We start from the raw sequence: 23,605 nt of genomic DNA on the forward strand, positions 1-23,605 counted from the left end.
GTGCATGACCACGCGAGAGACCAAGGAGTTCGACGGTATCACCCTCGAACGGGTCCGCGAACACGTCTGGGAGATTCCCCAGGAGGGCGAGATGCGCGTTCCGGCGCGCGTGCTCGCTTCCGAACCCCTCCTCGAACAGATCGGCGACGACAAGACGCTCCAGCAGTTGAAGAACGCGACCCACCTGCCGGGCATCACCAAACACGCGCTCTGTATGCCCGACGGCCACCAGGGCTACGGCTTCCCCGTCGGCGGCGTCGGCGCGACGGACGCCGAGAAGGGTTGTATCTCGCCCGGCGCGGTCGGCTACGACATCAACTGCGGCGTCCGGATGATGCGGACGAACCTGACCTACGACGACCTCAAGGGGAAGGAAGAGGAACTCGTCGACTCGCTCTTTGCGAACGTTCCTTCGGGTCTCGGCGGCGGCGGCGTCGTCGAGGAGGGCATCGACACGGTCGAGGAGATTCTGGCCCGTGGGATGGACTGGGCGCTCGAACGCGGCTACGCCACTGAAGCGGACCTCGCGCACTGCGAGGACGAGGGGATGCGCCCCGACGCCGACCCCGACGCAGTGTCGCAGAAAGCCAAAGACCGAGGGAAGAACCAGATCGGTTCGCTCGGCTCGGGCAACCACTTCCTCGAAGTCCAGCGCGTCACCGACGTCTTCCGGCCCGAGGTCGGGGAGGCCTATGGACTCGAAGAGGACCAGATCGTCGTCCTCATCCACTGCGGTTCTCGGGGGCTCGGCCACCAGACCTGTACGGACTATCTCCGCCGTATCGAAAAGGAACACGCCGACCTGCTGGAAGACCTGCCGGACAAGGAACTCGCCGCCGCGCCCGCTGGTTCGGAACTCGCTGAGGAGTATTACGGCGCGATGTGTGCGGCCATCAACTTCGCGTGGGTCAACCGCCAGCTCATCATGCACCGGACGCGACAGGTGTTCGCCCGCGTCTTCGGCCGCGACTGGGAGGACATGGAGATGGAACTGCTCTACGACGTCGCGCACAATATCGCGAAGAAGGAGACGCACACCGTCGAGGGCGAGGAGCGCGAACTCTACGTCCACCGGAAAGGGGCGACTCGGGCGTTCCCGGCGGGCCATCCCGAGGTCCCGGCGGCCTACCGCGATGTCGGCCAGCCGGTCATCATTCCCGGCAGCATGGGTGCGGGGAGCTACGTCCTCCGCGGCGGCGACGAGTCGATGGGTCTCACGTTCGGCTCGACGGCCCACGGCGCGGGCCGCGTCATGTCCCGAACGCAGGCGAAACAGGAGTTCTGGGGCGAGACGGTGCAGGACGAACTCCGCGACCAGGAGAAAATCTACGTCAAGGCGCAGTCGGGCGCGACGGTCGCCGAGGAGGCACCCGGCGTCTACAAGGACGTCGACGAGGTCGTCCGCGTCAGCGACGACCTCGGCATCGGCGACAAGGTCGCCCGCACGTATCCGGTCTGTAACATCAAGGGGTAGTCGGCGACGCTGTCGCCGTGGTGAGGTGAGTCAGTAACAGTCGTCGTCGCGAGCGCGGTAGCGTCTCAGCGCCACTCGTCCAACGAGGGTGCGTCGTCGACGTCGACCGACAGCCACGCGTCGTCGCGCTCGGTGTCGGCGATGACCAACTCGGCCCGGCGGCCTTCGCCGTCGACGGCGGCCATCACCGACTCGTCACCACGCTCGCGTAACGCGCCGAGGTAGCTCTCGCTCCCGGAGGGGTTTGCTCGACTCATGGTATCACCGGAAAGAGGGACCGCGCGGGCCACTCGGCGTCGCCGGGCTGTTTCCGTCTCCGATGTGGACGTACTCCGAGGGCTGCCGCGGGTCGAGTTCCTCCCCGTCGGCGAACTTGACGAAGCTGAGATAGAAGGGTTCACCGCAGCCGAGAGCGGCCGTGTCGGCGTCCGCGGAGGCGTCGGCCGTGCCCTCTTCCCCGTCGGCGTCGCTGCCGACAGTGGACGCGGCGTCGTCGCCCGCCGTCCACGGGTTCGCCCGCCACGTGAGATTCGGTGCGTCGTCGCCGCAGACGAACCGGACGCCCTCGGCGTCCTCGAAGTCCTCGTCGGGGGCGGCGTACGTCCATCCCTCGAAGGGGTAGGGCGTGACCGCCTTGTCCGCGAGATACTCGTCGCGGTCGACGTCGACCATCGTCTCACAATGGGGACAGTAGTACGAGACGGTGAACGTCATACTTCGAGGTTGGTCGTAGAGTAACTTAATCACCCCGTCTTCGGGTGCCGAAAGCGGCCCGAATTGCCTCGACCGGCGGCGAATCCGCCAGCGAGCGGCACCGAGAAGCCGGCGGACGCGCCCCTGTCGTTACCCTTATTCGCGGCACGCTCCGACAACGGGGCATGAACGAAGCGGACGTCCGCGATCTGTTGCAGTCTGTCGAGGACCCCGACCTCGGCGACGACATCGTCTCGCTCGGACTCGTCAACGCGGTGGAGGTCGACGGCGACGCCGTCCGAATCTCGCTCGCGCTCGGCGCGCCCTACGCCCCCCACGAGACAGACATCGCGAGCCAGGTACGCGACGTACTCGGCGAGCACTTCGAGGAGGTCGACCTCACGGCGAAGCTCCCCTCGTCGCTGTCGGCCGACGAGCAGGTGCTGCCGGGCGTGAAGAACATCATCGCCGTTGCGAGTGGGAAAGGCGGGGTCGGCAAGTCGACCGTCGCGGTCAACCTCGCGGCCGGCCTGTCGAAACTCGGTGCGCGCGTCGGCCTGTTCGACGCCGACATCTACGGGCCGAACGTCCCGCGGATGGTCGACGCGGGCGAGCGGCCGCAGGCGACCGCCGACCAAAGCATCGTCCCGCCGGAGAAGTACGGGATGAAGCTGATGTCGATGGCCTTCCTCGTCGGCGAGGACGACCCGGTCATCTGGCGCGGCCCGATGGTCCACAAGATTCTGACCCAGCTCACCGAGGACGTCGAGTGGGGCGAACTGGACTACATGATTCTCGACCTCCCGCCGGGCACGGGCGACACTCAACTCACTGTCCTCCAGACGCTGCCGCTGACGGGCGCGGTCATCGTGACGACGCCGCAGGGCGTCGCCGTCGACGACGCTCGCAAGGGGCTGCGGATGTTCGGCAAGCACGACACGAACGTCCTCGGTGTCGCCGAGAACATGTCGAGTTTCAAATGTCCGGACTGTGGCGGCACGCACGACATCTTCGGCTCCGGCGGCGGTAAGGCGATGGCCGAGGAGAACGACCTGCCCTACCTCGGCGGCATCCCGCTCGACCCGGCCGTCCGGTCGGGCGGCGACGGCGGCAAGCCCATCGTCCTCGACGACGACAGCGAGACGGGTGACGCCTTCCGCGTCCTGACGGAGAACGTCGCCAACAACGTCGGCATCGTCAACCGCCGCGGGGTGCAGCGACAGCGATGACGGCGGAGGAACCGGCCGACGACGAGGGACGTGAGACCGACGAGCAGGACTGGCAGATGGCTCCCGACAGCGACGCCGCCTTCCAGCCGGACCCCGAGCGGGTCGCCCTCATCCGGGAGATCGCCGAGGACGTCCGGGGCGACAGCTCCGAGAGCAAGCAGCTCGCGGCCATCCTCTACCGCGTCAGCGACCTCTACGACGCCGAGGGCAGCACGTCGCCCGAGGAGATCTACCTCAACGTGCGACACATCATGAACATCAAAGAGCAAGGCGGCATCGAGCGGTAGCCGAGTCGGCCGCCGACACCCCCAACGCACAGTCCCGCACCGTTTTAGTTCTCGACATCCACTCCCGACTGTGGACGCTCACCAGGACACCTTCGCGAACCCCTTCAGTATGGACGCCGACTGTACGAACTGTGCAGCCCTCTGTGAGACGCGCACGTCGGTCGTCCACGGCTACGGCGACGTCGGCGCGGAGTTCCTCTTCGTCGGCGAGGCTCCGAGCGAGGCAGCCGACGCCGCGGGTGTCCCGTTCGTCGGCGACGCGGCCGGTGAACGACTGCAGCGGATGCTCGGCGAGTTGGGCTTCGTCCGCTCGGACCCCGACTCACTGGAACCGGACATCCAGAACGCCTTTCTGACCTACCTCACCCGGTGTCGCCATCCCGAACGGCCACCCGCAGACGAGGAGGTCGTCACCTGCGAACCCTACCTGAACGCGGAGATCCGGATGATCAACCCACAGATCATCGTCCCTATCGGCCAGCGGGCACTGGAAGAGCTGGCCGTCGAGTACACGACCCGACGACCCGACAGCTTCGACGTCGACGCCGAACACGCGACGACCATCCGGGGCCGTGGCTTCGAACTCATCCCGATGGTCGCCCTCGACGAGCAGACCGACGAACAGAGCGAGGCCTTCGTCGAGCACTTCATGGAGAACGTCTTCTCGCGGGACTACCGCCAGACGAAGGGTCGACGGAGCCGTTGAGTCGCCGAGTCGGTGCGTCACGGAACTACCAGTAGGTCGTCTCGACGTTCTCCGCACGACTGATGCCGCCGAGTGCCAGCCAGCCGACGACGGCGGCGACAAGAACGAGTGTGACGAGCGATGGAAGGAGTACATCGGCCGTTGCGAGCAGTCCCGTGACGAGACTGACGAGGCTGCCGACGACCGAGAGGGCGACGACGGCGACGGCGAGCCGAGCGAGGAGACAGAGCGTGTTCATACGCACTGCTCGGTCACGGCGGGCTTAACTCGGTCGGCCGACCGTGCCTCAGGTCACTGTTGGAGGCTCGAAACGAGTCCGTAGGCACGGGGGAGCGACCGTCGCGCGAGGAGGAGGGCAGCGATGGAGGCACCGAGACCGATGCTGAGGGCACTTGCGGATCGTTCGTCGAAACCGAGACCGAGTGCGACGGGAATCGCTATCGTCGAGAGGACGGCGTAGGCACCGACTGCTTCACCCAGGGGACCAACTCCGGGAATCATACCCGGTTTTACGCTCTCGTGTACCGTCAACATAGACTCCGTAACGCACGTCGTGCCGACGTCGTGGCTCGTGTTGCGAGCGGACAACATCGCAGTCCCGCGTTCGGGTATGACAGCACTACCGTGGCCGTGTGGTCGGCTCGCCTCGATACGAGTGCGATGCCAGTTGAGTGAGCGCGGCCCATCGGTGGAGACCAGCGCGTTCAAGACGCCGCCGCGACCAGTATCGGCCATGACCACCATCGCCGTCTTCGTCGACCCGCCGCGTGAGGGGCTCGTCGGCACCGAACTGGCCGAGACGAGTCCGTTGACCTCCTCGGAAGCGGCCGACTTCTACGCCGCGTGCATCAAAGACGCCATCCTCGCCGCCGAACGCTCGGGCGGCGAGCTGCTCGTCAACTACCGGCCCGACGACCTCATTCCCGAGGAGTTCCACGGCGAGCAGAGTGCCGAGGCGGAGGTCCGCGCGCTCGTTGCCGACGCGCTCGGCGACACGAGCGACGTCCGCTTCGAGGTGCAGGTCGGCTCGACGTTCGACGCACGGGCGGGCAACACGGTCAGTCACCTGCTGCGCGAGGAGGGCGTCCAGTCGGTCGCCATCGTCCGCGGCAACGCCCCGATGCTCCTGCGGACGGCCATCGACTCGGCGGCGATGAAGCTCCGGACCAACGACGTGCTGCTCGGTCCCTCGACGGAGGGTCGCGTCTACTACGCGGCGTTCCGCGAGGCAATCGACTTCGAAGGCGCGTTCGAGACACCCGAACTGGACACGCTGGCGGACCGTGCCGACGACACCGGCCACACGACGGAGTTCATCCCGATGCAGCCCGTCGTCGAGACGGGCGACGACCTCGCGACGTTCCTGCCGCTGCTCGAATCGCGCGTCACGGCAGAACGCATCGTCCCGAAGCACACGGCGACGCTCGTCCGCGAGCTCGGCCTGCGGGTCGAAACCGACGACGCGGGCGACCTGACCGTCGTCCGCGACTGAGGACCGGTAGTTCTTAGACCCACGACCCGGTATCGACATCTGTTGGTGGGATGGCAGAGTGGACTATTGCGCCTGCCTTGAAAGCAGGTAGCCTTTGGCTTCCTGGGTTCGAATCCCAGTCCCACCGCATTCTCGGATGAACACTCACGGCGAGCAGCTCGTCTGATCGCCACTGACGTGAATCCGTCACCGCGGGCCACCGACTGACAGACTCACAGTCGCTGTCGATCCACTGAATCCTCCCGTCCACAGGTTCGATTCCCCACAGACAGGTTACGACAGTGGAAGTTTCGCCCGCTCGTCGCCCGGAAACGGAGGAACAACCAGTACGTTTAATACCGAAACGCGAAGCGTCTCTGCCATGAGCGGACGACCTCTCGATGTTCTCGAAGCATCTCTGAACGAGCCGGTGACGGTGCAGTTGAAGGACGGTGCCGCCTACTTCGGGACACTCGCAGGCTACGATCAGCATATGAACGTCGTGCTCGAAGAGAGCCTCGACGTCGACGACGACACGCTCGGCGAACTGGACGTCGAAGCGGTCGAAGACACAACGATTATACGCGGCGATAACGTCGTCACCATCAAAGCATGACCGGTGCTGGTACCCCGAGCCAAGGGAAGAAGAACAAGACGACGCACGTCAAGTGCCGCCGCTGCGGCGAGAAGTCCTACCACTCCCGGAAGAAGGTCTGCTCGTCCTGTGGCTTCGGCAAATCGGCGAAGCGTCGAGAGTACGCCTGGCAGTCGAAATCCGGCGACAACTAAATTTCGACCATTCGTTTCGGCACCGGACCTTCCGGTCGCCGACGCAGACACCACCGCCGAGCGGTAGCTCGGTCTGTTCTCTGTTCTCTCTCCCGTCGAGTGACTGCTGTCTCTGTCACCTTGGAGCGCGCCGCCCACTGAACCTGTCGCCCACGGTCGAAACCGGTCGTCGACACGTCGCTCGGCGCGCCAGAGATATGCACGACACTGCATACAATCGTCGGCAAAACCACCGAATACGGCACAATGGCGAGGGTTTTTACCCTTGGACTTCCCAGCGTCGCCCATGGCAGACGGGCGGGACTACTCCCACGACGGTCCGACAGAGAAGTGCGGTGTCGTCGGCGTTTCGCTGGCCGACCGCAACGCCGCACGACCACTGTACTACTCGCTGTACGCACTCCAGCACCGTGGACAGGAGTCCGCGGGCATCGTCACCCACGACGGCTTCCAGCAGCACAGCCACGTCGACATGGGACTCGTGGGCGACGTCTTCGACGAGGACGACCTCGACCAGTTGAACGGCCCGGCAGGCATCGGCCACGTCCGCTATCCGACCGCGGGCGGCGTCAACAACTGCTGTGCCCAGCCCTTCTCGGTCTCGTTCAAGTCCGGCGCGCTCGGGCTCGCGCACAACGGCAATCTCGTCAACGCCGACGAACTCCGCGACGAACTGGAGAGTCTCGGCCACGCCTTTACCTCCTCGGGCGACACGGAGGTCATCGCCCACGACCTCGCCCGCAACCTCCTCGAAGAGGACCTCGTCCGTGCGGTCAAACGGACGATGGAGCGCATCCACGGGTCGTACTCGCTGACCATCATGCACGACGACATGGTCCTCGGCGTCCGTGACCCACAGGGCAACCGCCCGCTCTGTATCGGAAAGGTCGACGACGGCTACGTCGTCGCTAGCGAGTCCGCCGCCATCGACACACTCGACGGGGAACTCGTCCGCGACGTCCGACCGGGTGAACTCGTCCTCCTCGAGAAGGGAGGGACAGGCTTCGACTCGTACCAACTAGTCGAACCCGACAACACCGCCCACTGTTTCTTCGAACACGTCTACTTCGCCCGGCCCGACTCCATCATCGACGACAACCTCGTCTACGAGGTCCGCCGCAACCTGGGCCGGAAGCTCTGGGAGGAGAGCGGCATCGACACCGACGTCGTCATGCCCGTCCCCGACTCGGGCCGTGCCTTCGCCTCCGGCTACGCCGAGGCCGCAAACGAGGACGAGGAGGCCGACGGCGTCGAGTTCGCCGAGGGGCTGATGAAGAACCGCTACGTCGGCCGGACGTTCATCATGCCGACCCAAGACGAGCGCGAACGCGCCGTCCGCCTGAAGCTCAACCCCATCAAGTCCACCGTCGAGGGCAAGACCGTCACCATCATCGACGACAGCATCGTTCGCGGGACGACCTCGAACCAGCTCGTCGACCTGCTGCGCGACGCGGGAGCCGAGGAGGTCCACATGCGCATCGGCGCGCCGGCCATCGTCGCGCCGTGTTACATGGGCATCGACATGGCCTCGCGCGAAGAACTCATCGCCGCAGGGCAGAGTACCGAGGACGTCCGGGACGTCATCGGTGCCGACAGCCTCTCGTATCTCTCCATCGACGCCATCGCCGACGTGCTCGGACAGTCCCGTGCGGACCTCTGTCTCGGCTGTGTGACCGGCGAATATCCTTACGACATCGACGGCGAACCGACCGACCGCGACGTCGAACGTCCGACCGTCGGTGAGCGGACGCTCGCCGACGACTGAGACGACTGAGACGACTGAGACGACTGAGACGGCCGACCACCGCCCCTCTACTCTTCACACTATCTGACAAGTCGGTGGAGATCGGATTCCCGTTACGGACTGTTTAGCGTCTCAAACTGATGGAAAGTCCGCTTCGACACCCAATGATTCATATATCTTTTCACCGATATACTCTCGATGGCCGTCGGTCTGTCCCCGTTACTGCTCGTCAACGTACTCGCCACCCTTGCCGCGGCAGGGCTGGTTGGGTTCTTCTGGCGGCAGCGCCGGTCGATCCGCGGCGGGACGCTCCTCACCATCATCTCGTTGTCGGCGTTGGTGTGGGCCGGCTGTTACTCGGCCTCCATCGCCGCCACGGGCTTCGAGGACAAACTGTTCTGGTACCGGCTGCGCTACTTCGGAAACGCCTTCGGCGCGCTGGCGTGGTTCCTCTTCGTCACCATCTACACCGGCCACGGCCGGTACGTGACGCGGCGGCGTGTCGCGGTGCTCGTCGCACTGGAAGCCGTCTCGGTCGTCGTCGTCTGGACGAACCGGACGCCGTTCGCCGACGGCCTCCACAACCTCTGGTACGAGGGGCTCGCAGAGGCGACGGTGGCCGGAGCGACCGTCGTCGACCCGTCGCCCGGACTGCTCTACTGGGGCTACACCAGTCTGAACGGCTTTCTGTTCTTGCTCGCCGCGGGCTTCCTGTTCGAGCTGTTCATCCGTCCCGAGCAGCGGGTCCACGGCCGCCGGAACTTCGCGCTACTCGCCGGGTCGTTCGTGCCCTTCGCGCTGAACGTCATCTTCAAACTGCTCGAAGAGCCGCTTGATCCGACACCCATCGGACTGGCGTTCACGATGCTCCTCGTCGCCTACGCCGTCTTCGGGTTCGGTGTCTTCGACGTGTTGCCGGTCGCCCGTGCCAGCGTCGTCGAGGCACTCGACGTCGGCGTCCTCGTCTTCGACAACGACGGCGTCGTCGTCGACGCCAACCGGCTCGCGAACGAACTGCTCGACGGACAGCAGGGAAGCGTCCTCGGTCAGTCCGTCACGTCGGTGCTCGCGGGTGCGACCCGGCTCGACGATGCCGACACACGCCCGGACGATACCGACATCCGCCCCGACGGCGACCGGCTGTTGTCGGTCGAGACGCTCACCGCGGGCGAGAACCGCGCCTTGGAGTACGCGCCCGAGGGGTCCGACCGGGTCTACGAGGTCCGCATCTCCGCGCTTGGCGACGGTGACCTCGGCCACGTCGCCCTCCTGTACGACGTCACCGACAGACGGCTGCGGGAGCGACGCCTCCGGACACAGAACGAGAAGCTCGACGAGTTCGCGAGCATCGTCAGCCACGACCTCCGGAACCCGTTGAACGTCGCGGTCGGCTACCTCGGACTGGTCCGCGACGGCGACGGCGGCGACGACTCCCTCGAACGCGTCGACGGCGCGCTCGGCCGGATGGAGGCGCTCATCGACGATCTCCTAGCACTCGCTCGGAGCGGCCGTGTCATCGGCGAGACCGAACCGGTGTCGCTCGAGACCGTCGTCCGAGCGGCGTGGGGCAACGTCCCGACGGAGGTGGCGACACTGTCGGTCGAAGAGGGCCGGATGGTCGACGCGGACGTCGCCCGACTGACGGAGCTTCTCGAGAACCTGTTCCGAAACAGCGTGGAACACGGCTCAGAGGGGCTGTCGACGCGCGGGGCGAGCGCGGTGGGAGCCGAAGCTGCCGAAGCTGCCGAGGGGTCGGTCGCCCCCGAGCGGGGCGTGACCATCCGCGTCGGCGCGACACAGGACGGCTTCTTCGTCGAGGACGACGGCCCGGGGCTGCCCCCCGACAAGCGCGATCTGGTCTTCGAGCGGGGATACACGACTGCGCGGACGGGAACCGGCTTCGGTCTCGCCATCGTCCGCGAGATCGTCCTCGCCCACGGCTGGGAGGTCCAGGCGACAGAGGGACGTGGCGGCGGTGCACGCTTCGAGGTCAGGACGGTGCCACGGTCGCCGACGCCTCCGGAGCCACCGGTTCCGACCCTCGACGCGGACGACGACTGATCGCTCTCTGCTCGGTTCAACAGCAGAACATGAACGGGTAGATGAGTGCAACACGGTCGCCGTCGTGGAGTTCCGCGTCGAACCCACCGAGATGTTCGTTGAACCGGCCGTTGATACAGATCCGGGCGTAGGCCCGTGACTGCTCACCTTCGGGGTTCTTGCGCCAGGTACCGGGCAGGTCGGCCGGCGGCCGTACCCATCCGTGGGCCGACGCGTCCGCCTCCGTCTCGGCGATGAGCAGGTCCCGCACGTCGTACTCGGCGAAGAACGCCTCGAGGAACGCACGCAGCGTCGTCCCCTCGAACGTGAACTCTCGGCGCGACCAGCCGAGCTCGCGGCGGACGTGGCCCGTCGCCTTGACGTCGACTGTCGTCTCCGTCGGTTCTCCCTCGTTCTCGCTGGCTGTGCCAGTCGTGGCTGTCGAGACCATAGGTGAAGGTAGTCGCTCCGACGACAATGGTGTGTCTCTCGTTCCCACGGACTGGGAATCTCTCAGTAGAGCCAGTAGAGCAGCACGTAGACGACGTTCCCCAGTGCGAACGAGACGAGCCACAGTGCGGCGGCGACGCGCCCGAACCGCCTGTGACTCGTCTCGTAGAGTTCCGAGACGGGTCGCGTGAGGGCTAACAGCAGCACGTAGTAGAGAAGCGGGATACAGACGATGGCGAGCAGGATGTGGATCGCCAGCGTCGGCAGGTAGACGAACCGGTAGACGGCCGTGGGACCGCCGAAATCGGCCGCGCCGGTCAGCGTCACCTTGTAGAGATAGAGGACCAGGAAGGTAACGAACAGCGCGAGCGACGTGAGCATCATCGCGCGGTGCTTCCCGACGTCGCCGCGGCGGATGAATCGGACGCCGGCGACGATCGTGCCGATGGCGAACGTGCTAACGACGGCGTTGACGTGCGGGATGGCGTCGAGGACGGCGGTCGACGCCCGCGGGATGAACGTCGACGGAATCGCTCCGAGGACCGCGCCGAACACGAGCGCGAGCGAGACGACGGTCAACACCGCGGTCAGTGCCGTGACGTGGTTTCGGGCGCGCTGCAGTTCCATGTAGGCCCTGGGGACGGAGCCGGCATGAAGGGTTCGGACCCGGTGACGACGGCGGAGCCGAGAGACGTGGGAACGACGGACAGTGCAGAGTCAAAGGAAAGCGCTTTTATTTAACCCCGAAAAAGAGAGGAGTGCAGTAAGACAAGACACGTAGCGAGCGTGGGTAGCCAAGCCAGGCCAACGGCGCAGCGTTGAGGGCGCTGTCCTGTAGAGGTCCGCCGGTTCAAATCCGGTCCCACGCATCGCAAACGCGGTCCCTCGGGGCCGCAGACGGGGCGGCGATGCCGTCCCGCACACGATGCAGGTGACGTCCCTACACGGACATCACCCACGCACAATCCTTACAGACGCCAACTGCCGAGCCGCGCTGCTCGTCGGTGGCGTCCGTTCTCTCGACTCGCGAGCGACGCGGCTGTCTCCCTAGCTGGGCCGCAACGCGGGGAGTGACATCTAACTGCCACGGATTTAAACGGATAGCAGCACTACCGGAGTGCATGGCTAAGTATTCGACCGGACGCAGCGGAGGTGGCGACGACGGCGATTCCTGTGAACTCTGCGGGAAGCAGAGCGGGAAGCTTCGGAAGGCGAACGTCGCCGGGGCCGACCTCCTCGTCTGTCCGGACTGCGCGCCGCACAGCGAGAACCGCAGCAAGGACCGCAAGCGCAGCCAGCAGGACCAGCAGCGCGACAACACGGAGGTCTCCCGGAAGAAGCGCGCCGCGCAGACGGCCGCGAAGATGTACGACGCCCAGAAAGGCGACGCGAAACACTGGGAGGAGAAGGGGACGAGCTACGAGAAAGACCGGCTGCCCTATCTCGTCTCGGACTACGGCGACAGAGTCGAGGACGCCCGCCAGGACGCCGGACTGACCGTCGAAGACCTCGCCGCCGAACTCGACATCGACGAGGACGACATCCTCGCCGTCGAGCAGGGCCGTGCCACCCGCGCCGGCGTCGGCGGTTCTGTGGTCAAGAAGCTCGAAGAACGGCTCGGTCTCTCGCTCGTCGACGAGTAACCTCGTATCTTTTTGTCGACCCGGCGTTTTCGGACGTCCATGCCACAGTCTCTCGCACCTGCGGAGCCGGACGTCCGAGAGTTCGCCGCGAGCGTCGCCGCCGTCGACGGCCGCGACGTCGTCCTCGACAGCACCTACTTCTACGCCGAGAGCGGCGGCCAGCCGGCCGATCGGGGAACGCTCGCCGGCCACGTCGTCGAGCACGTCGGGACCAGAGACGGTCAGGTCGTCCACACGCTCGCCGAGGCACCCGACGTCGCGGTCGGCGAGACCGTCGTCGGCGTCGTCGACAACGACTTCCGGACCTACTGTATGCGGGCGCACACCGCCAGCCACGCGCTCTACGGCGCGGGCCGGGAGTTACTCGACGACCTCGGCTACGGCGGCTTCAACATCGACTCGGAGAAGGTCAGGGTCGACTTCGAGACCTCTACCGACATCGACGATTCGGTCCTCATCGCCCTCGAACGGCTCGTCAACCGGGTCGTCTGGGACTCCCTGCCCGTCTCGTGGGAGGAAGTCCCCGTCGCGGAGGCTCGCGCCCGCGAGGAGGTCGCGTTCAACGTCAAGACCGAGGAGGGCGTGTTCGCAGACAGCGACAGCGTCCGCATCGTCACTATCGGCGGGGACGGGAGCGACGGGAAGGACGTCGACCCCTTCGACGTCGCGGCCTGCGGCGGGACCCACGTCTCGAACACCCGCGAGATCGGGCCGGTCGAACTGCTGGGTCGCTCGAACCCCGGCGAAGGGCTGACCCGCGTCGAGTTCGCCGTCGGCCCGGCGGCCATCGACCGCAGAGCGAGCCAGAAGCGGGCGACGCTGGCGACGGCGCGCGAACTCGGGACCGGCGTGTCGGAGATGCCCGAGATGGTGCGGAGCCTCCGGGACACCACTGAAGAACTGGAAGCCAGTCTCGCGGACCTGAAGACGGAGGTGCTGACGACGCGACTGGCCGCCCTCGACACGGTCGAGCGCGACGGGCTGACGTGGCGGGTCGGCACCGTCTCGGGCTTCGGCGCGAACGACGTCGGCGACGCGGCCAAGAGTGTCGTCGGCGACGGCGCGGACGTGGCCGTCGTCGCGGGTCAGCAGGGGTCGACGTTCGTCGTCGTCGCCTCGACGGGCGACGTCGCCGCGGTCGACGTGGTCGACGAGATTACCGACGAGTTCGGCGGTGGCGGCGGGGGTGGGCCGACGTTCGCGCAGGGCGGCGGACTCGGTGCCGACCCCGCGGACGTGGTGGCGTCGCTTCGAGAGTGACGGCCAGACACGTCGCCGACCGTGCGATTCTGACCCATGCGTCCGGCCATTAGTCATCTTTTTCCACCAACGACCGAATTCACAGACATGGTATTCGCAGACGTCGACTCCGCGCTGACCGCCGAACAGCGGGCGATCCGCGACGTCGTCCACGAGTTCGCCGTCGAGGAGATTCGACCGGGCGCGCAGGAGGCCGACGAGACCGAGACCTTCCCCGAGGACGTGTGGGACGGTCTCGCCGAGTTGGACCTGACTGGTCTCACCGTCCCCGAGGAGTACGGCGGCTTCGGCGCGGACCGCACGACCTACGCCATCGTCAACGAGCAGGTCGCCTACGGCCAGCTCGCCGTCGCCACCGCGCTCTCCGTCCACTGTCTCGCCACCTCCTGTATCGCCGAGTTCGGCACCGAGGACGTGAAAGACGAGTGGCTCCCCGACATGGTCTCCGGTCGGCCTGTCGGCGCGTTCTGTCTCTCCGAGCCGCAGGCCGGCTCGAACCCCGCGGAGATGACGACCCGTGCCGAGAAGGACGGCGACGAGTACGTCATCTCCGGCGAGAAGCAGTGGATCACCAACGGCCAGCGGGCGGGCGTCTACATCGTCTTCGCGAAGGCCGACGAGGGCATCACGCAGTTCCTCGTCCCCGCCGACTACGACGGCGTGAAGGTGGGAAAGAAGGAGCACAAACTCGGTCTCCGCGCCAGCGACACCACGGGCATGACCTTCGACGGCGTGCGCGTTCCGGAGGAGTACCGCCTCACCGAGGAGGGCAAGGGTCTCTCCTCGGCGTTCAAGATTCTGACCGGCGGCCGGGTCGGCATCGCCTCGCAGGCAGTCGGTCTCGCGCAGGCCGCCTTCGACGACGCGAAGGCCTACGCCGCGGACCGCGAACAGTTCGACCAGCCCATCAGCGACTTCCAGACCATCCGCCACAAGTTCGCCGACATGGCGACGCAGCTACAGGCCTCGCGGCTGCTCGTCCGCGAGGCGGCGCGACAGGAGGACAACGGCCAGGACCCCCGCATCGCGGCGGCGATGGCCAAATACTTCGCCAGCGAGGCGGCCGTCGACATCACCAACGAGGCGGTGCAGATCCACGGCGGCTACGGCTACACGACCGACTTCGACGTCGAACGCTACTACCGCGACTCGAAGATCACGACCATCTACGAGGGGACCTCGGAGATTCAAAAGACCATCATCGCCCGCGGCCTCCTCGATTAGCTGACCGAAGCCGTCTTTTCCTTTCCTCTCTGAGCTTCCCTCGTGAACCCTGCACTCGACGACATGGCCGAGTTCGACGCCGTCGTCTACGACCTCGACGGGACGCTCGTCCGTCTCGCGGTGAACTGGAACGACGTCGCGAGCGACGTCGTCGACGTCTTCGCCGACGCCGGGGTCGACGCGGCCGACTACGACCTCTGGGGGATGCTCGACCTCGCCGACGAGCACGGCCTCCGCGCGGAGGTCGAGGCGGCCATCGCCGACCACGAGACGACGGGCGCGCGGGAGTCGACGCGGCTGCCACTGGCGGACACTGTCGCCGACCAGACCGTCCCCGTCGGCGTCTGCTCGCTCAACTGTGAGGCCTCCTGCCGCGTCGCACTCGACGTCCACGAACTCGCGACCCACGTCGACAGCGTCGTCGGCCGCGACTCCGTGGCGACGCGCAAACCCGACCCCGAACCGCTCTTGGCAACGCTCCGGGGACTGGACGTCGACGCCGCCGACGCGCTGTTCATCGGCGACTCACGGCGCGACGCGGAGACCGCAGAGCGGGCGGGAACCGCGTTTCGGTACGTCGACGGCGGGCCGTCGAACTTCTAAGTAGGGTCGTCGGAGTTCTGCGGAATCGAAAATCAGTCGTCTGCGCGGCTCTCAGTGCCGTTCTCTGTCTCTATTTCGTCCGGGTCGCTGCCGCCGTCACCGGCGTTCGTCCGTTTCGCGTAGAGGAAGACGGGGATGGCCGTGAGAATCCAGATGATCGCCCCGACTCGGATGGCGAACTCCGCGCGGGCACCCCACGTCGGCAGTGTCGCCTGTAACGAGAGCGCGGTGACGATGGGCGCGCCGACGAGGATGGTCATGACGAAGGTGACCTGCATCACCCAGCCGTAGTCGACACCCTCGGGATTCGAGCGTTCGACGGGTTGCACAGGCGGAGATTCGGGCGGAGGGGCTAATGCGTGCCGGTTCGCACAGTCGCTCGGTCCGCTCGCATTCATTCGATCCCGGTCCGTTCGCGCTGGAAATCTGTTCGCTTGCTGTGAACTCCGATAAACGACCGTGTACGACCGGCGGCACAACGAGACGCTTTTCACGCTTCCGGGAGGTTCGTCGGGTATGACCACGGTACGGGACATCCGCGCGAAGGCCGGGACCGAGGCTATCACGATGTTGACGGCGTACGACGCACCGACGGCGGCCGTCGTCGACGGGGCGGGAACCGACCTCGTACTCGTCGGCGACAGCATGGGCAACGCGGCTCTGGGCTACGACTCGACGCTCCCCGTGACGGTCGAAGAGGTCGAGAGCCGGACGGCCGCCGTCGCCCGCGCGACGAGCGACGCCGTCGTCGTCGCCGACATGCCCTTCCTCTCGGTCGGCGTCAGCGAGGCCCAGAGCATTGAGCACTGTGGCCGGATGCTCAAGGAGGCGAACGCCGACGCCGTCAAGCTGGAGTCCGGCCCGCACACCGTCGAGCTGACCGAGAAACTGGTCCAGCTCGGGATTCCCGTGATGGCACATCTCGGCCTGACGCCCCAGCAGGTCAAATCGACCGGCTACCAAAGACAGGGGACGACGAAGGAGGACGCCCAGGAGATTCTCGACCTCGCGCGCGCCCACGAGGAAGCGGGGGCGTTCTCGCTCGTGCTCGAACACGTCCCGGCCAACCTCGCCGCGCAGGTGACTGCGGCACTGGACATCCCGACCATCGGCATCGGTGCCGGTCCCGACTGTGACGGGCAGGTGCTCGTTGTCAACGACGTGTTGGGGCTGAGCGACCGTGCGCCGCCCTTCGCCGAGCAGTTCGGCGACGTGAAGTCCGTGATGGAAGAGGCGGTCGGCGACTACGTCGAGGCCGTCGAGTCCGGCACGTTCCCGGCCGACGAACACAGCCACGTCGAGGACGACCTGGACGAACTGTACTGAGAACCCGGCCGAGCTGGCATCCGAAAAGCAGGCGACCGCAGTGGTTTTTCTCGCTGTTCAGGGAGTCGATGGAGTCGGTGGAGCCGATGGAGCTGATGGAGCTGATGGATTCGGTGACGCCGTGAGCGGCTGCACTGCCCTCACAGCGAGCCGAGGAACTCCTCGACGGCCGCGTTGAACGCCGCGGGCTGTTCGAGCATCGCGAGATGGGCCGCGTCGTCGACGGTGGCCAGTCGGCAGTCCGGAATCTGCTCGGCCAGATACTCGTGATAGCGCGGCGGGGTCAGCTTGTCGTGGTCGCCGACGACCGCAAGTGTCGGCACGTCGATTCGGCTCACCTCGTCCCGCACGTCGAAGCTGTGGCAGGTCCGGAAGTCCCGTACCGTCACGCGCTGGCCAGCGTCGTACATCCCCTCGCGAGACTCCTCGAGGACGCGCTCGTCGGCGTCGTGGAAGAGTCGGTCGGGGGCGTGGAGGAACTCGACAGCGCGGTCGAAGTCGTCGTCGAGCCACGCGAGCAGGTCCTCGAGGACGCTGAGTCTCGCGCCGGTCCCCGCGAGCACGAGACCGTCGAGCGGGAGGTCGCGGTCGAGGGCGACCGTCATGGCGACGGCACCGCCGAGGGAGTTGCCGACGAGGACGCTGGCGTCCGTCTCGCGGGCGACGGCGACCGCGTCGTCGACGTAGGCCGCGAGTGCCTCGCCGCCGGGGTCGGTCTCGACGTCGTCGCTCTCGCCGTGGCCGCTCAGGTCGAGCGCGACGACCGGCCTGTCGTCGGCGAGCCGCGACTGCGCCTTCCAGACGGCGTGTGACCCGCCGCTACCGTGGACGAAGAGCACCGCCGACCCCGTGTCGGCCGAGTCGCCACGGAACCACCGCTGGTAGGCCGTGGTGCGGCCGTGGTGTGTCACTGTTTGCATGATGGTGGTGTTCTCGGCACGGAACATAAACCCGCAGGGAACCGTGACTTTCCGGTGGAACCGCAATTCTACTCTCTTTCGCTGATTCGGCCACCGTCTGCCGATTCACCGCCGAAAGCCTTAAATACTTAGATAGCTAACTTGGAGTTAGGATTCCTCATGAGTCAACAACTGTTCGAAGGTCGTGACGACCGCTTCCTCCGCCGGTACGACTACGACGACCAGTGGGTCGTCGCGGCCGACCTGCGAGTGTCTGATGAGGCTGTCGACGTCGACATCGTCGGCCAGACGGCCATCGTCGTCGTCGACGCGGGCGACCGGCTGTTCGAGACCGAGTTCGAACTGCCCGGTTCCGACGCGCAAGTGTTTATGAAAAACGGCGTCCTCACTATTACCGGTTCACAATGAAGCTCACTGTCAAACCACTCAAGCAGAAAGACGCGGGTCGTGGACTCGCAGCGATCGACCGCGTGGCCGCAAAGGAGATGGATCTCACCGGCGGCGACTTCATCCGTCTCGAAGGTAAGGACGGGACCGCCATCGCGCGCGTCTGGCCGGGCTACCCGGAAGACGACGGCACGGGTGTCGTCCGTATCGACGGCCGACTCCGCCAACAGGCCAACGTCGGCATCGACGACAAGGTCGACGTCGAGAAGGCGGACGTCAAGCCCGCCGACTCCGTGACTATCGCGCTCCCGCAGAACCTCCGTATCAGCGGCAACATCGCGCCGCACATCCGTGACAAGCTCTCCGGACAGCCCGTGACGAAGGGGCAGTCGGTCCAGATCCCCTTCGGCTTCGGCTTCATCGCCAGCCAGGGCCAGTCGGTCCCGCTGAAGATCGCGGACACGAAGCCCGGGGGCACCGTCGTCATCAACGACTCGACGGAGATCTCCATCAGCGAGAAGCCCGCAGAGCAGATCCGCGGTCCCTCTGGCTCGGGCGGAGCGAGCAGTGACGGGCCGGACGTGGCCTACGAGGACATCGGTGGTCTCGACCGCGAGTTAGAACAGGTTCGGGAGATGATCGAACTGCCGATGCGGCATCCGGAGCTGTTCAAACGCCTCGGCATCGAGCCGCCGAAGGGCGTCCTGCTCCACGGCCCGCCGGGCACGGGCAAGACGCTCATCGCCAAGGCCGTCGCCAACGAGATCGACGCCTCGTTCCACACGATTTCGGGTCCCGAAATCATGTCGAAATACTACGGCGAGTCCGAAGAGCAGCTCCGTGAGGTGTTCGAGGAGGCGACCGAGAACGCCCCGGCCATCGTCTTCATGGACGAACTCGACTCCATCGCCGCCAAGCGCGAGGAGGCCGGTGGCGACGTCGAACGCCGTGTCGTCGCGCAGCTCCTCAGCCTGATGGACGGACTCGAAGAGCGCGGTCAGGTCGTCGTCATCGGCGCGACCAACCGCGTCGACGCCATCGACCCCGCGCTCCGCCGCGGTGGCCGCTTCGACCGCGAGATCGAAATCGGCGTCCCGGACCGCGAGGGCCGCAAGGAGATCCTCCAGGTCCACACGCGCAACATGCCGCTGGCCGACGGCGTCGACCTCGACATGTACGCCGACAGCACCCACGGCTTCGTCGGCGCGGACCTCGAATCGCTCGCCAAGGAGGCGGCGATGACCGCCCTGCGGCGCATCCGTCCGCAGCTCGACCTCGAAGCCGACGAGATCGACGCCGAGGTCTTAGAGAACCTCGACGTCACCGAGGAGGACTTCAAGGAGGCGATAAAGGGGATCGAACCCTCCGCGCTCCGCGAGGTCTTCGTCGAAGTTCCGGACGTCACCTGGGAGGACGTCGGCGGTCTCGAAGGCACCAAAGAGCGGCTCCGCGAGACCATCCAGTGGCCGCTGGAGTATCCCGAAGTGTTCCAGCAGATGGACATGGAGGCCGCGAAGGGTGTCTTGCTCTACGGCCCGCCGGGGACGGGGAAGACGCTCTTGGCGAAGGCTGTCGCCAACGAGTCCGAGTCCAACTTCATCTCGATCAAGGGGCCGGAACTCCTGAACAAGTTCGTCGGCGAGTCCGAGAAGGGCGTCCGCGAAGTGTTCAAGAAAGCCCGCGAGAACGCCCCGACGGTGGTGTTCTTCGACGAGATCGACTCCATCGCGACCGAACGCGGCCGCAACTCCGGCGACTCCGGCGTCAGCGAGCGCGTCGTCTCGCAACTGCTGACGGAACTCGACGGGCTGGAGTCGCTCGAAGACGTCGTCGTCATCGCGACGACCAACCGGCCGGACCTCATCGACTCGGCACTCCTGCGTCCCGGCCGGCTGGACCGCCACGTCCACGTGCCCGTCCCGGACGAGGAGGGTCGCCGCAAGATCCTCGAAGTCCACACCCAGCACAAGCCGCTGGCCGACTCGGTGGACCTCGACAAACTGGCCCGCAAGACCGAGGGCTACGTCGGTGCCGACCTCGAAGCACTCGCCCGCGAGGCCTCGATGGCGGCCTCCCGCGAGTTCATCCGCAGCGTCGCCAAGGACGACGTCGACGAGTCCATCGGTAACGTCCGCGTGACGATGGACCACTTCGAGGACGCACTCGACGAGGTTCGCGCCAGCGTCACCGAAGAGACCCGCCAGCGCTACGAGGAGATCGAGGAGCGCTTCAAGAAGAGCGACGTCGAGAAGGACGAAGGCGAGTACGGCCGGACGTTCCAATAACGACGACCTTTTTCAGAGTCGGGTGCGCCTGTGGCGCACCACTCCTTGAAAAAAGCTCGACCAAAAAACTCTCGCGAGGCTCGGGCCTGACGGCCCTCGCTCGCGGTGCAATGCAGTCAGTTCGGCTGTCGTCGACGACGGGTTTGTTTTCATAGATTCCTGACTCTGAGCACCAGCAGGCTCAGGAACGCGACTGTGCCGATGCCAGCGACGACGTAGAGATACCACGGTGCGGGTTCCGTCGTCGTCTCGAACTCCGGGTCGACCCGAGCGTAGAGACCGCCGGCGACGACGGTCAGGGCGAATACGAGTCCGGCGAGGGTGGGAACTGTCGGCCCGTCCGTCAGTATCTTCAGCCCGTATTCCGTCACGAAGTTCAGGCCGAAGAGAACCAGCAGGTACGCGAGGACGTCTATCTTCCGAACGGCTGGCAGCTCGGTCATTCAGTCTCTACCTGCTGGAGGTCACGAACGAGCCAGTCTTTCGTCACCAGTGCGGCGTGGCTTCCGACGAAGAGACCGCCGCCGAGGAGCACTGTGGTGGGAAAGACCGCGACGAGCCAGTCGTACGGCCCACCGAAGTAGTTCGTCGTCCGGACGAGGACGTGGACGACGAGCGCGAGCAACATCGCCTGGACGGTGAGGAGGAGTTCGATTCTGTGGCTGCCCATACACGAACCTTCCACGGCCGTGACAAGAGTCGTTCGGCTGCCCCAGTCGGGTGTCGCGCGGAAGAACCAACCAATCGGCAAGAACATCGAAGGCCACAATGTTTATGTCGTGTCGTGCGTTAGCGTTTACCACGACAAGATATACCACGAAACCTCGGGCCGTACCGCCAACCAACTGTCCGACCCGTATCGTCAATCAATCAGAATCGACATCCAACCGGAACCGCCAGTCAACTGGAATCGCCAACCAAACAGAATCGACATCCAACCGGAATCGCCAGTCAACTGGAATCGCCAACCAAACAGAATCGCTACATGACCAGAACCGCCCGTTGATCATCCCAACACACGAAACAGAGCGATACAACCTGAACCAAACACGTCTCCAACCGACCGACTGCACCGCTCACCAACCAACCCGTACCGTTCGCCAACCAACTCGCATCGCTCGCCAATCAACCCGTATCGTACGCCAACCACCGCAGCAGTATCGCACACCAACCAATCCTTCGGACTACTCATAACTGACGAGCGATAGCGACGGATCGTTTCGTATTGATATCGAACGACGAGACACATCACTGTCGACGCACGCTCGCCGCGCACCTCCCGCCGTGGCACTCCTCACCACCGTTCGCGCCCAATCCCCACTCGTTTTTACCCGGCAGACGGAACCCACTCCCGATGGACGACGACTTACGCGACCGCGTTCGAGCGGAGGCGGAGAAACACGCCCTGTTCAACGCGCTCAAACACGACAGCGACGCCGACGTGGGTGCCATCATGGGCCCGCTGATGGGCGAGAACCCCGACTTCCGTCCCCACGGGAGCGAAGTCCCCGGCATCGTCGGCGGCGTCGTCAGCGAGGTCAACGGCATGGACACCGCCGAGAAGCGCGAGCGACTCGGTGAGCTCGCACCCGAGGAACTGGAGGAACTCGACTCCGAGGACGAAAAGGACGACCAGCTCCTGCCCGACCTGCCGAACGTCGAGGAGTACGACGAGATTCGGATGCGCGTCGCGCCGAACCCCAACGGCCCGTGGCATATCGGCCACGCCCGCATGCCCGCCGTCATCGGGACGTACAAGGAGATGTACGACGGCTCGTTCCTGGTTCGCTTCGACGACACCGACCCCGAGACGAAGCGGCCGGACCTCTCGGCCTACGACGCCATCCTCGACGACATCGACTATCTCGGCTTCGAGCCGGACGAGGTCATCAAAGCCTCCGACCGCGTCGAGACCTACTACGACCACGCGCGGGAACTCATCGACCTCGGCGGGGCGTACACCTGCTCCTGCGGCGGTGAGGAGTTCTCCGACCTGAAGAACAGCGGCGAACCCTGCCCGCACCGCGACAAGGACGTCGAGACCGTCCACGAGGAGTTCGACGCGATGGTCGACGGCGACTACTCCTCCGGCGAGATGGTACTGCGCGTCAAGACCGACATCGAGCACAAGAACCCCGCGCTGCGCGACTTCGTCGCCTTCCGGATGGTCGACACGCCGCACCCGCGAGAGGAAGCTGAGGACTACCGCGCGTGGCCGATGCTCGACTTCCAGTCCGGTATCGACGACCAGCTGACGGGCGTCAGCCACATCATCCGCGGCATCGACCTGCAGGACTCCGCGAAACGCCAGCAGTTCGTCTACGACTACTTCGGCTGGGACTACCCCGAAGTGCTCCACTGGGGCCACGTCCAGGTCGACGAGTACGATATCAAGATGTCCACGTCGACCATCAAGCAGCTCATCGAGGACGGTGAACTCAACGGCTGGGACGACCCGCGCGCGCCGACCATCGGGAGCCTCCGCCGCCGCGGCATCCTCGGTTCGGCCATCGTTGACGCGATGGTCGGTCTCGGGATGTCGACCAGCGGTGTCGACCTCGCGATGTCGACGGTCTACGCCAACAACCGCGACATCGTCGACGACGAGGCGAACCGCTACTTCCTCGTCCGCGACGGCGTCGAGAAGGCCGTCGTCGGCGGACCCGAGGCCGGCGAGCCGCCGCTGCACCCCGACCACGAGGACCGCGGCCGTCGCCACATCCCCGTGCCCGGTGCAGTTCGCGTCGAACCCAACGACGTGCCCGCCAACGGCGAGCGCGTCTGGCTCAAGGGCTACGGCTGTGTCCGCCACACGCGCGACGCGTTCGAGTACACCGGCGACGACATCAGTGCCGTCCGCGACGAGGGCGTCGACGTCATCCACTGGGTGCCCGCGGACGACACTGTCTCCGTGACGATGCGGACCGCCGACGGCGACGTCGAAGGCGAGGCCGAACCGGACTTCGCCGACGCCGACGTGGACGAGGTCGTCCAGTTCGAGCGGATCGGCTTCACCCGCGTCGACGAGCAGGGCGACGACGAGACCGTCGTCTACTGGACGCACAAGTAGCGCG

Annotated in this window: 27 protein-coding genes and 2 tRNA genes; 19 read left to right on the plus strand and 10 right to left on the minus strand. The window is 65.9% G+C overall.

The features are described 5' to 3' along the window. Positions 1 to 4 precede the first annotated feature (4 nt). Positions 5 to 1,474, plus strand: coding sequence for an RtcB family protein (locus BLR57_RS07335; protein ID WP_089695998.1), 1,470 nt, complete (start codon positions 5 to 7; stop codon positions 1,472 to 1,474). Positions 1,475 to 1,539: 65 nt separating this feature from the next. On the opposite strand, the gene BLR57_RS07340 is transcribed toward BLR57_RS07335, so the two are convergent. Both BLR57_RS07340 and BLR57_RS07345 read right to left on the minus strand, forming a co-directional pair. Next, positions 1,540 to 1,731, minus strand: coding sequence for a DUF7556 family protein (locus tag BLR57_RS07340; protein ID WP_089696001.1), 192 nt, complete (start codon positions 1,729 to 1,731; stop codon positions 1,540 to 1,542). 4 nt (positions 1,732 to 1,735) lie between these two features. Then, positions 1,736 to 2,188, minus strand: a complete 453-nt coding sequence (locus BLR57_RS07345; RefSeq protein ID WP_089696003.1) for a DUF7969 family protein — start codon at positions 2,186 to 2,188, stop codon at positions 1,736 to 1,738. Positions 2,189 to 2,352: 164 nt separating this feature from the next. On the opposite strand from BLR57_RS07345, the gene BLR57_RS07350 reads away from it, so the two are divergent. The 3 genes from BLR57_RS07350 (at position 2,353) to BLR57_RS07360 (ending at position 4,389) form a co-directional block, all read left to right on the plus strand. Then, positions 2,353 to 3,396, plus strand: a complete 1,044-nt coding sequence (locus BLR57_RS07350) for an Mrp/NBP35 family ATP-binding protein (RefSeq protein WP_089696006.1) — start codon at positions 2,353 to 2,355, stop codon at positions 3,394 to 3,396. Continuing rightward, positions 3,393 to 3,683, plus strand: coding sequence for a DUF7976 family protein (locus BLR57_RS07355; protein ID WP_089696010.1), 291 nt, complete (start codon positions 3,393 to 3,395; stop codon positions 3,681 to 3,683). The genes BLR57_RS07350 and BLR57_RS07355 overlap by 4 nt, the downstream gene beginning before the upstream one ends. 70 nt (positions 3,684 to 3,753) lie before the next feature. Beyond that, positions 3,754 to 4,389, plus strand: a complete 636-nt coding sequence (locus BLR57_RS07360) for a uracil-DNA glycosylase (RefSeq protein ID WP_089696013.1) — start codon at positions 3,754 to 3,756, stop codon at positions 4,387 to 4,389. A gap of 25 nt (positions 4,390 to 4,414) precedes the next feature. On the opposite strand, the gene BLR57_RS07365 is transcribed toward BLR57_RS07360, so the two are convergent. Further along, the gene (locus BLR57_RS07365) at positions 4,415 to 4,627 is read right to left on the minus strand and encodes a hypothetical protein (RefSeq protein WP_089696016.1); all 213 of its coding nucleotides are present in this window, start codon (positions 4,625 to 4,627) and stop codon (positions 4,415 to 4,417) included. 53 nt (positions 4,628 to 4,680) lie between these two features. After that, entirely contained in the window at positions 4,681 to 4,890 is a 210-nt protein-coding gene (locus BLR57_RS07370; protein WP_089696019.1) for a hypothetical protein, read from the minus strand. A gap of 232 nt (positions 4,891 to 5,122) precedes the next feature. Here BLR57_RS07370 and BLR57_RS07375 point away from each other — a divergent pair, with 232 nt between their 5' ends. The 6 genes from BLR57_RS07375 (at position 5,123) to BLR57_RS07400 (ending at position 10,454) form a co-directional block, all read left to right on the plus strand. Further along, a complete protein-coding gene (locus BLR57_RS07375) occupies positions 5,123 to 5,881 on the plus strand; it encodes a DUF2064 domain-containing protein (RefSeq protein WP_089696022.1) in 759 nt (252 codons plus the stop codon). A gap of 44 nt (positions 5,882 to 5,925) precedes the next feature. Continuing rightward, positions 5,926 to 6,008 (plus strand) — tRNA-Ser (locus tag BLR57_RS07380). Between the two features lie 234 nt (positions 6,009 to 6,242). Then, positions 6,243 to 6,476, plus strand: a complete 234-nt coding sequence (locus BLR57_RS07385; RefSeq protein ID WP_089696026.1) for an LSM domain-containing protein — start codon at positions 6,243 to 6,245, stop codon at positions 6,474 to 6,476. Continuing rightward, positions 6,473 to 6,649, plus strand: coding sequence for a 50S ribosomal protein L37e (locus BLR57_RS07390; protein WP_089696029.1), 177 nt, complete (start codon positions 6,473 to 6,475; stop codon positions 6,647 to 6,649). Before BLR57_RS07385 ends, BLR57_RS07390 begins: the two co-directional genes overlap by 4 nt. Positions 6,650 to 6,935: 286 nt before the next feature. Continuing rightward, entirely contained in the window at positions 6,936 to 8,414 is a 1,479-nt protein-coding gene (purF, locus tag BLR57_RS07395) for an amidophosphoribosyltransferase (protein WP_089696032.1), read from the plus strand. Positions 8,415 to 8,591: 177 nt separating this feature from the next. Continuing rightward, positions 8,592 to 10,454, plus strand: coding sequence for a sensor histidine kinase (locus tag BLR57_RS07400; RefSeq protein WP_089696034.1), 1,863 nt, complete (start codon positions 8,592 to 8,594; stop codon positions 10,452 to 10,454). A 16-nt stretch (positions 10,455 to 10,470) separates the two neighbouring features. Here the strand turns inward: BLR57_RS07400 and BLR57_RS07405 are convergent, their stop codons facing one another. Together BLR57_RS07405 and BLR57_RS07410 are read right to left on the minus strand one after the other, a co-directional pair. Next, the gene (locus BLR57_RS07405; RefSeq protein ID WP_089696037.1) at positions 10,471 to 10,884 is read right to left on the minus strand and encodes a pterin cluster protein; all 414 of its coding nucleotides are present in this window, start codon (positions 10,882 to 10,884) and stop codon (positions 10,471 to 10,473) included. Between the two features lie 62 nt (positions 10,885 to 10,946). After that, the gene (locus BLR57_RS07410) at positions 10,947 to 11,510 is read right to left on the minus strand and encodes a DUF420 domain-containing protein (RefSeq protein ID WP_089696040.1); all 564 of its coding nucleotides are present in this window, start codon (positions 11,508 to 11,510) and stop codon (positions 10,947 to 10,949) included. A 157-nt stretch (positions 11,511 to 11,667) separates the two neighbouring features. On the opposite strand from BLR57_RS07410, the gene BLR57_RS07415 reads away from it, so the two are divergent. The 5 genes from BLR57_RS07415 to BLR57_RS07435 all read left to right on the plus strand — a co-directional run bounded on the left by BLR57_RS07415 (position 11,668) and on the right by BLR57_RS07435 (position 15,613). Further along, positions 11,668 to 11,752, plus strand: a tRNA-Leu gene (locus tag BLR57_RS07415). A gap of 252 nt (positions 11,753 to 12,004) precedes the next feature. Next, entirely contained in the window at positions 12,005 to 12,526 is a 522-nt protein-coding gene (locus tag BLR57_RS07420; RefSeq protein ID WP_089696043.1) for a helix-turn-helix domain-containing protein, read from the plus strand. 39 nt (positions 12,527 to 12,565) lie between these two features. Further along, the gene (locus BLR57_RS07425) at positions 12,566 to 13,786 is read left to right on the plus strand and encodes an alanyl-tRNA editing protein (protein ID WP_089696046.1); all 1,221 of its coding nucleotides are present in this window, start codon (positions 12,566 to 12,568) and stop codon (positions 13,784 to 13,786) included. 87 nt (positions 13,787 to 13,873) lie between these two features. Beyond that, on the plus strand, positions 13,874 to 15,010 hold the full coding sequence (locus BLR57_RS07430; RefSeq protein ID WP_089696050.1) for an acyl-CoA dehydrogenase family protein: 1,137 nt from the start codon (positions 13,874 to 13,876) through the stop codon (positions 15,008 to 15,010). A 63-nt stretch (positions 15,011 to 15,073) separates the two neighbouring features. Continuing rightward, positions 15,074 to 15,613 carry an HAD family hydrolase gene (locus BLR57_RS07435; RefSeq protein ID WP_089697624.1) on the plus strand — a complete coding sequence of 180 codons (540 nt, stop codon included), beginning with the start codon at positions 15,074 to 15,076 and terminating at the stop codon, positions 15,611 to 15,613. Between the two features lie 32 nt (positions 15,614 to 15,645). On the opposite strand, the gene BLR57_RS07440 is transcribed toward BLR57_RS07435, so the two are convergent. Continuing rightward, positions 15,646 to 15,942, minus strand: a complete 297-nt coding sequence (locus BLR57_RS07440; RefSeq protein WP_089696053.1) for a DUF5822 domain-containing protein — start codon at positions 15,940 to 15,942, stop codon at positions 15,646 to 15,648. Between the two features lie 187 nt (positions 15,943 to 16,129). On the opposite strand from BLR57_RS07440, the gene panB reads away from it, so the two are divergent. Next, the gene (panB, locus tag BLR57_RS07445; protein WP_089696056.1) at positions 16,130 to 16,939 is read left to right on the plus strand and encodes a 3-methyl-2-oxobutanoate hydroxymethyltransferase; all 810 of its coding nucleotides are present in this window, start codon (positions 16,130 to 16,132) and stop codon (positions 16,937 to 16,939) included. A gap of 140 nt (positions 16,940 to 17,079) precedes the next feature. Here the strand turns inward: panB and BLR57_RS07450 are convergent, their stop codons facing one another. Further along, complete coding sequence (locus tag BLR57_RS07450) at positions 17,080 to 17,859, minus strand: alpha/beta fold hydrolase (RefSeq protein ID WP_089697625.1); 780 nt, start codon at positions 17,857 to 17,859, stop codon at positions 17,080 to 17,082. A 159-nt stretch (positions 17,860 to 18,018) separates the two neighbouring features. On the opposite strand from BLR57_RS07450, the gene BLR57_RS07455 reads away from it, so the two are divergent. Both BLR57_RS07455 and BLR57_RS07460 read left to right on the plus strand, forming a co-directional pair. After that, positions 18,019 to 18,267 carry an Hsp20/alpha crystallin family protein gene (locus BLR57_RS07455; RefSeq protein WP_089696059.1) on the plus strand — a complete coding sequence of 83 codons (249 nt, stop codon included), beginning with the start codon at positions 18,019 to 18,021 and terminating at the stop codon, positions 18,265 to 18,267. Further along, complete coding sequence (locus BLR57_RS07460; protein ID WP_089696061.1) at positions 18,264 to 20,531, plus strand: CDC48 family AAA ATPase; 2,268 nt, start codon at positions 18,264 to 18,266, stop codon at positions 20,529 to 20,531. The genes BLR57_RS07455 and BLR57_RS07460 overlap by 4 nt, the downstream gene beginning before the upstream one ends. A 149-nt stretch (positions 20,532 to 20,680) precedes the next feature. On the opposite strand, the gene BLR57_RS07465 is transcribed toward BLR57_RS07460, so the two are convergent. Next, positions 20,681 to 20,974 carry a hypothetical protein gene (locus BLR57_RS07465; RefSeq protein WP_089696064.1) on the minus strand — a complete coding sequence of 98 codons (294 nt, stop codon included), beginning with the start codon at positions 20,972 to 20,974 and terminating at the stop codon, positions 20,681 to 20,683. Next, a complete protein-coding gene (locus BLR57_RS07470) occupies positions 20,971 to 21,201 on the minus strand; it encodes a hypothetical protein (protein ID WP_089696068.1) in 231 nt (76 codons plus the stop codon). The genes BLR57_RS07465 and BLR57_RS07470 overlap by 4 nt, the downstream gene beginning before the upstream one ends. A gap of 684 nt (positions 21,202 to 21,885) precedes the next feature. On the opposite strand from BLR57_RS07470, the gene BLR57_RS07475 reads away from it, so the two are divergent. Continuing rightward, positions 21,886 to 23,601 carry a glutamate--tRNA ligase gene (locus tag BLR57_RS07475; protein WP_089696071.1) on the plus strand — a complete coding sequence of 572 codons (1,716 nt, stop codon included), beginning with the start codon at positions 21,886 to 21,888 and terminating at the stop codon, positions 23,599 to 23,601. Positions 23,602 to 23,605: the final 4 nt, after the last annotated feature.

The sequence above is a fragment of the Halogranum gelatinilyticum genome (assembly GCF_900103715.1).
Classification (GTDB): Archaea; Halobacteriota; Halobacteria; order Halobacteriales; family Haloferacaceae; genus Halogranum; species Halogranum gelatinilyticum.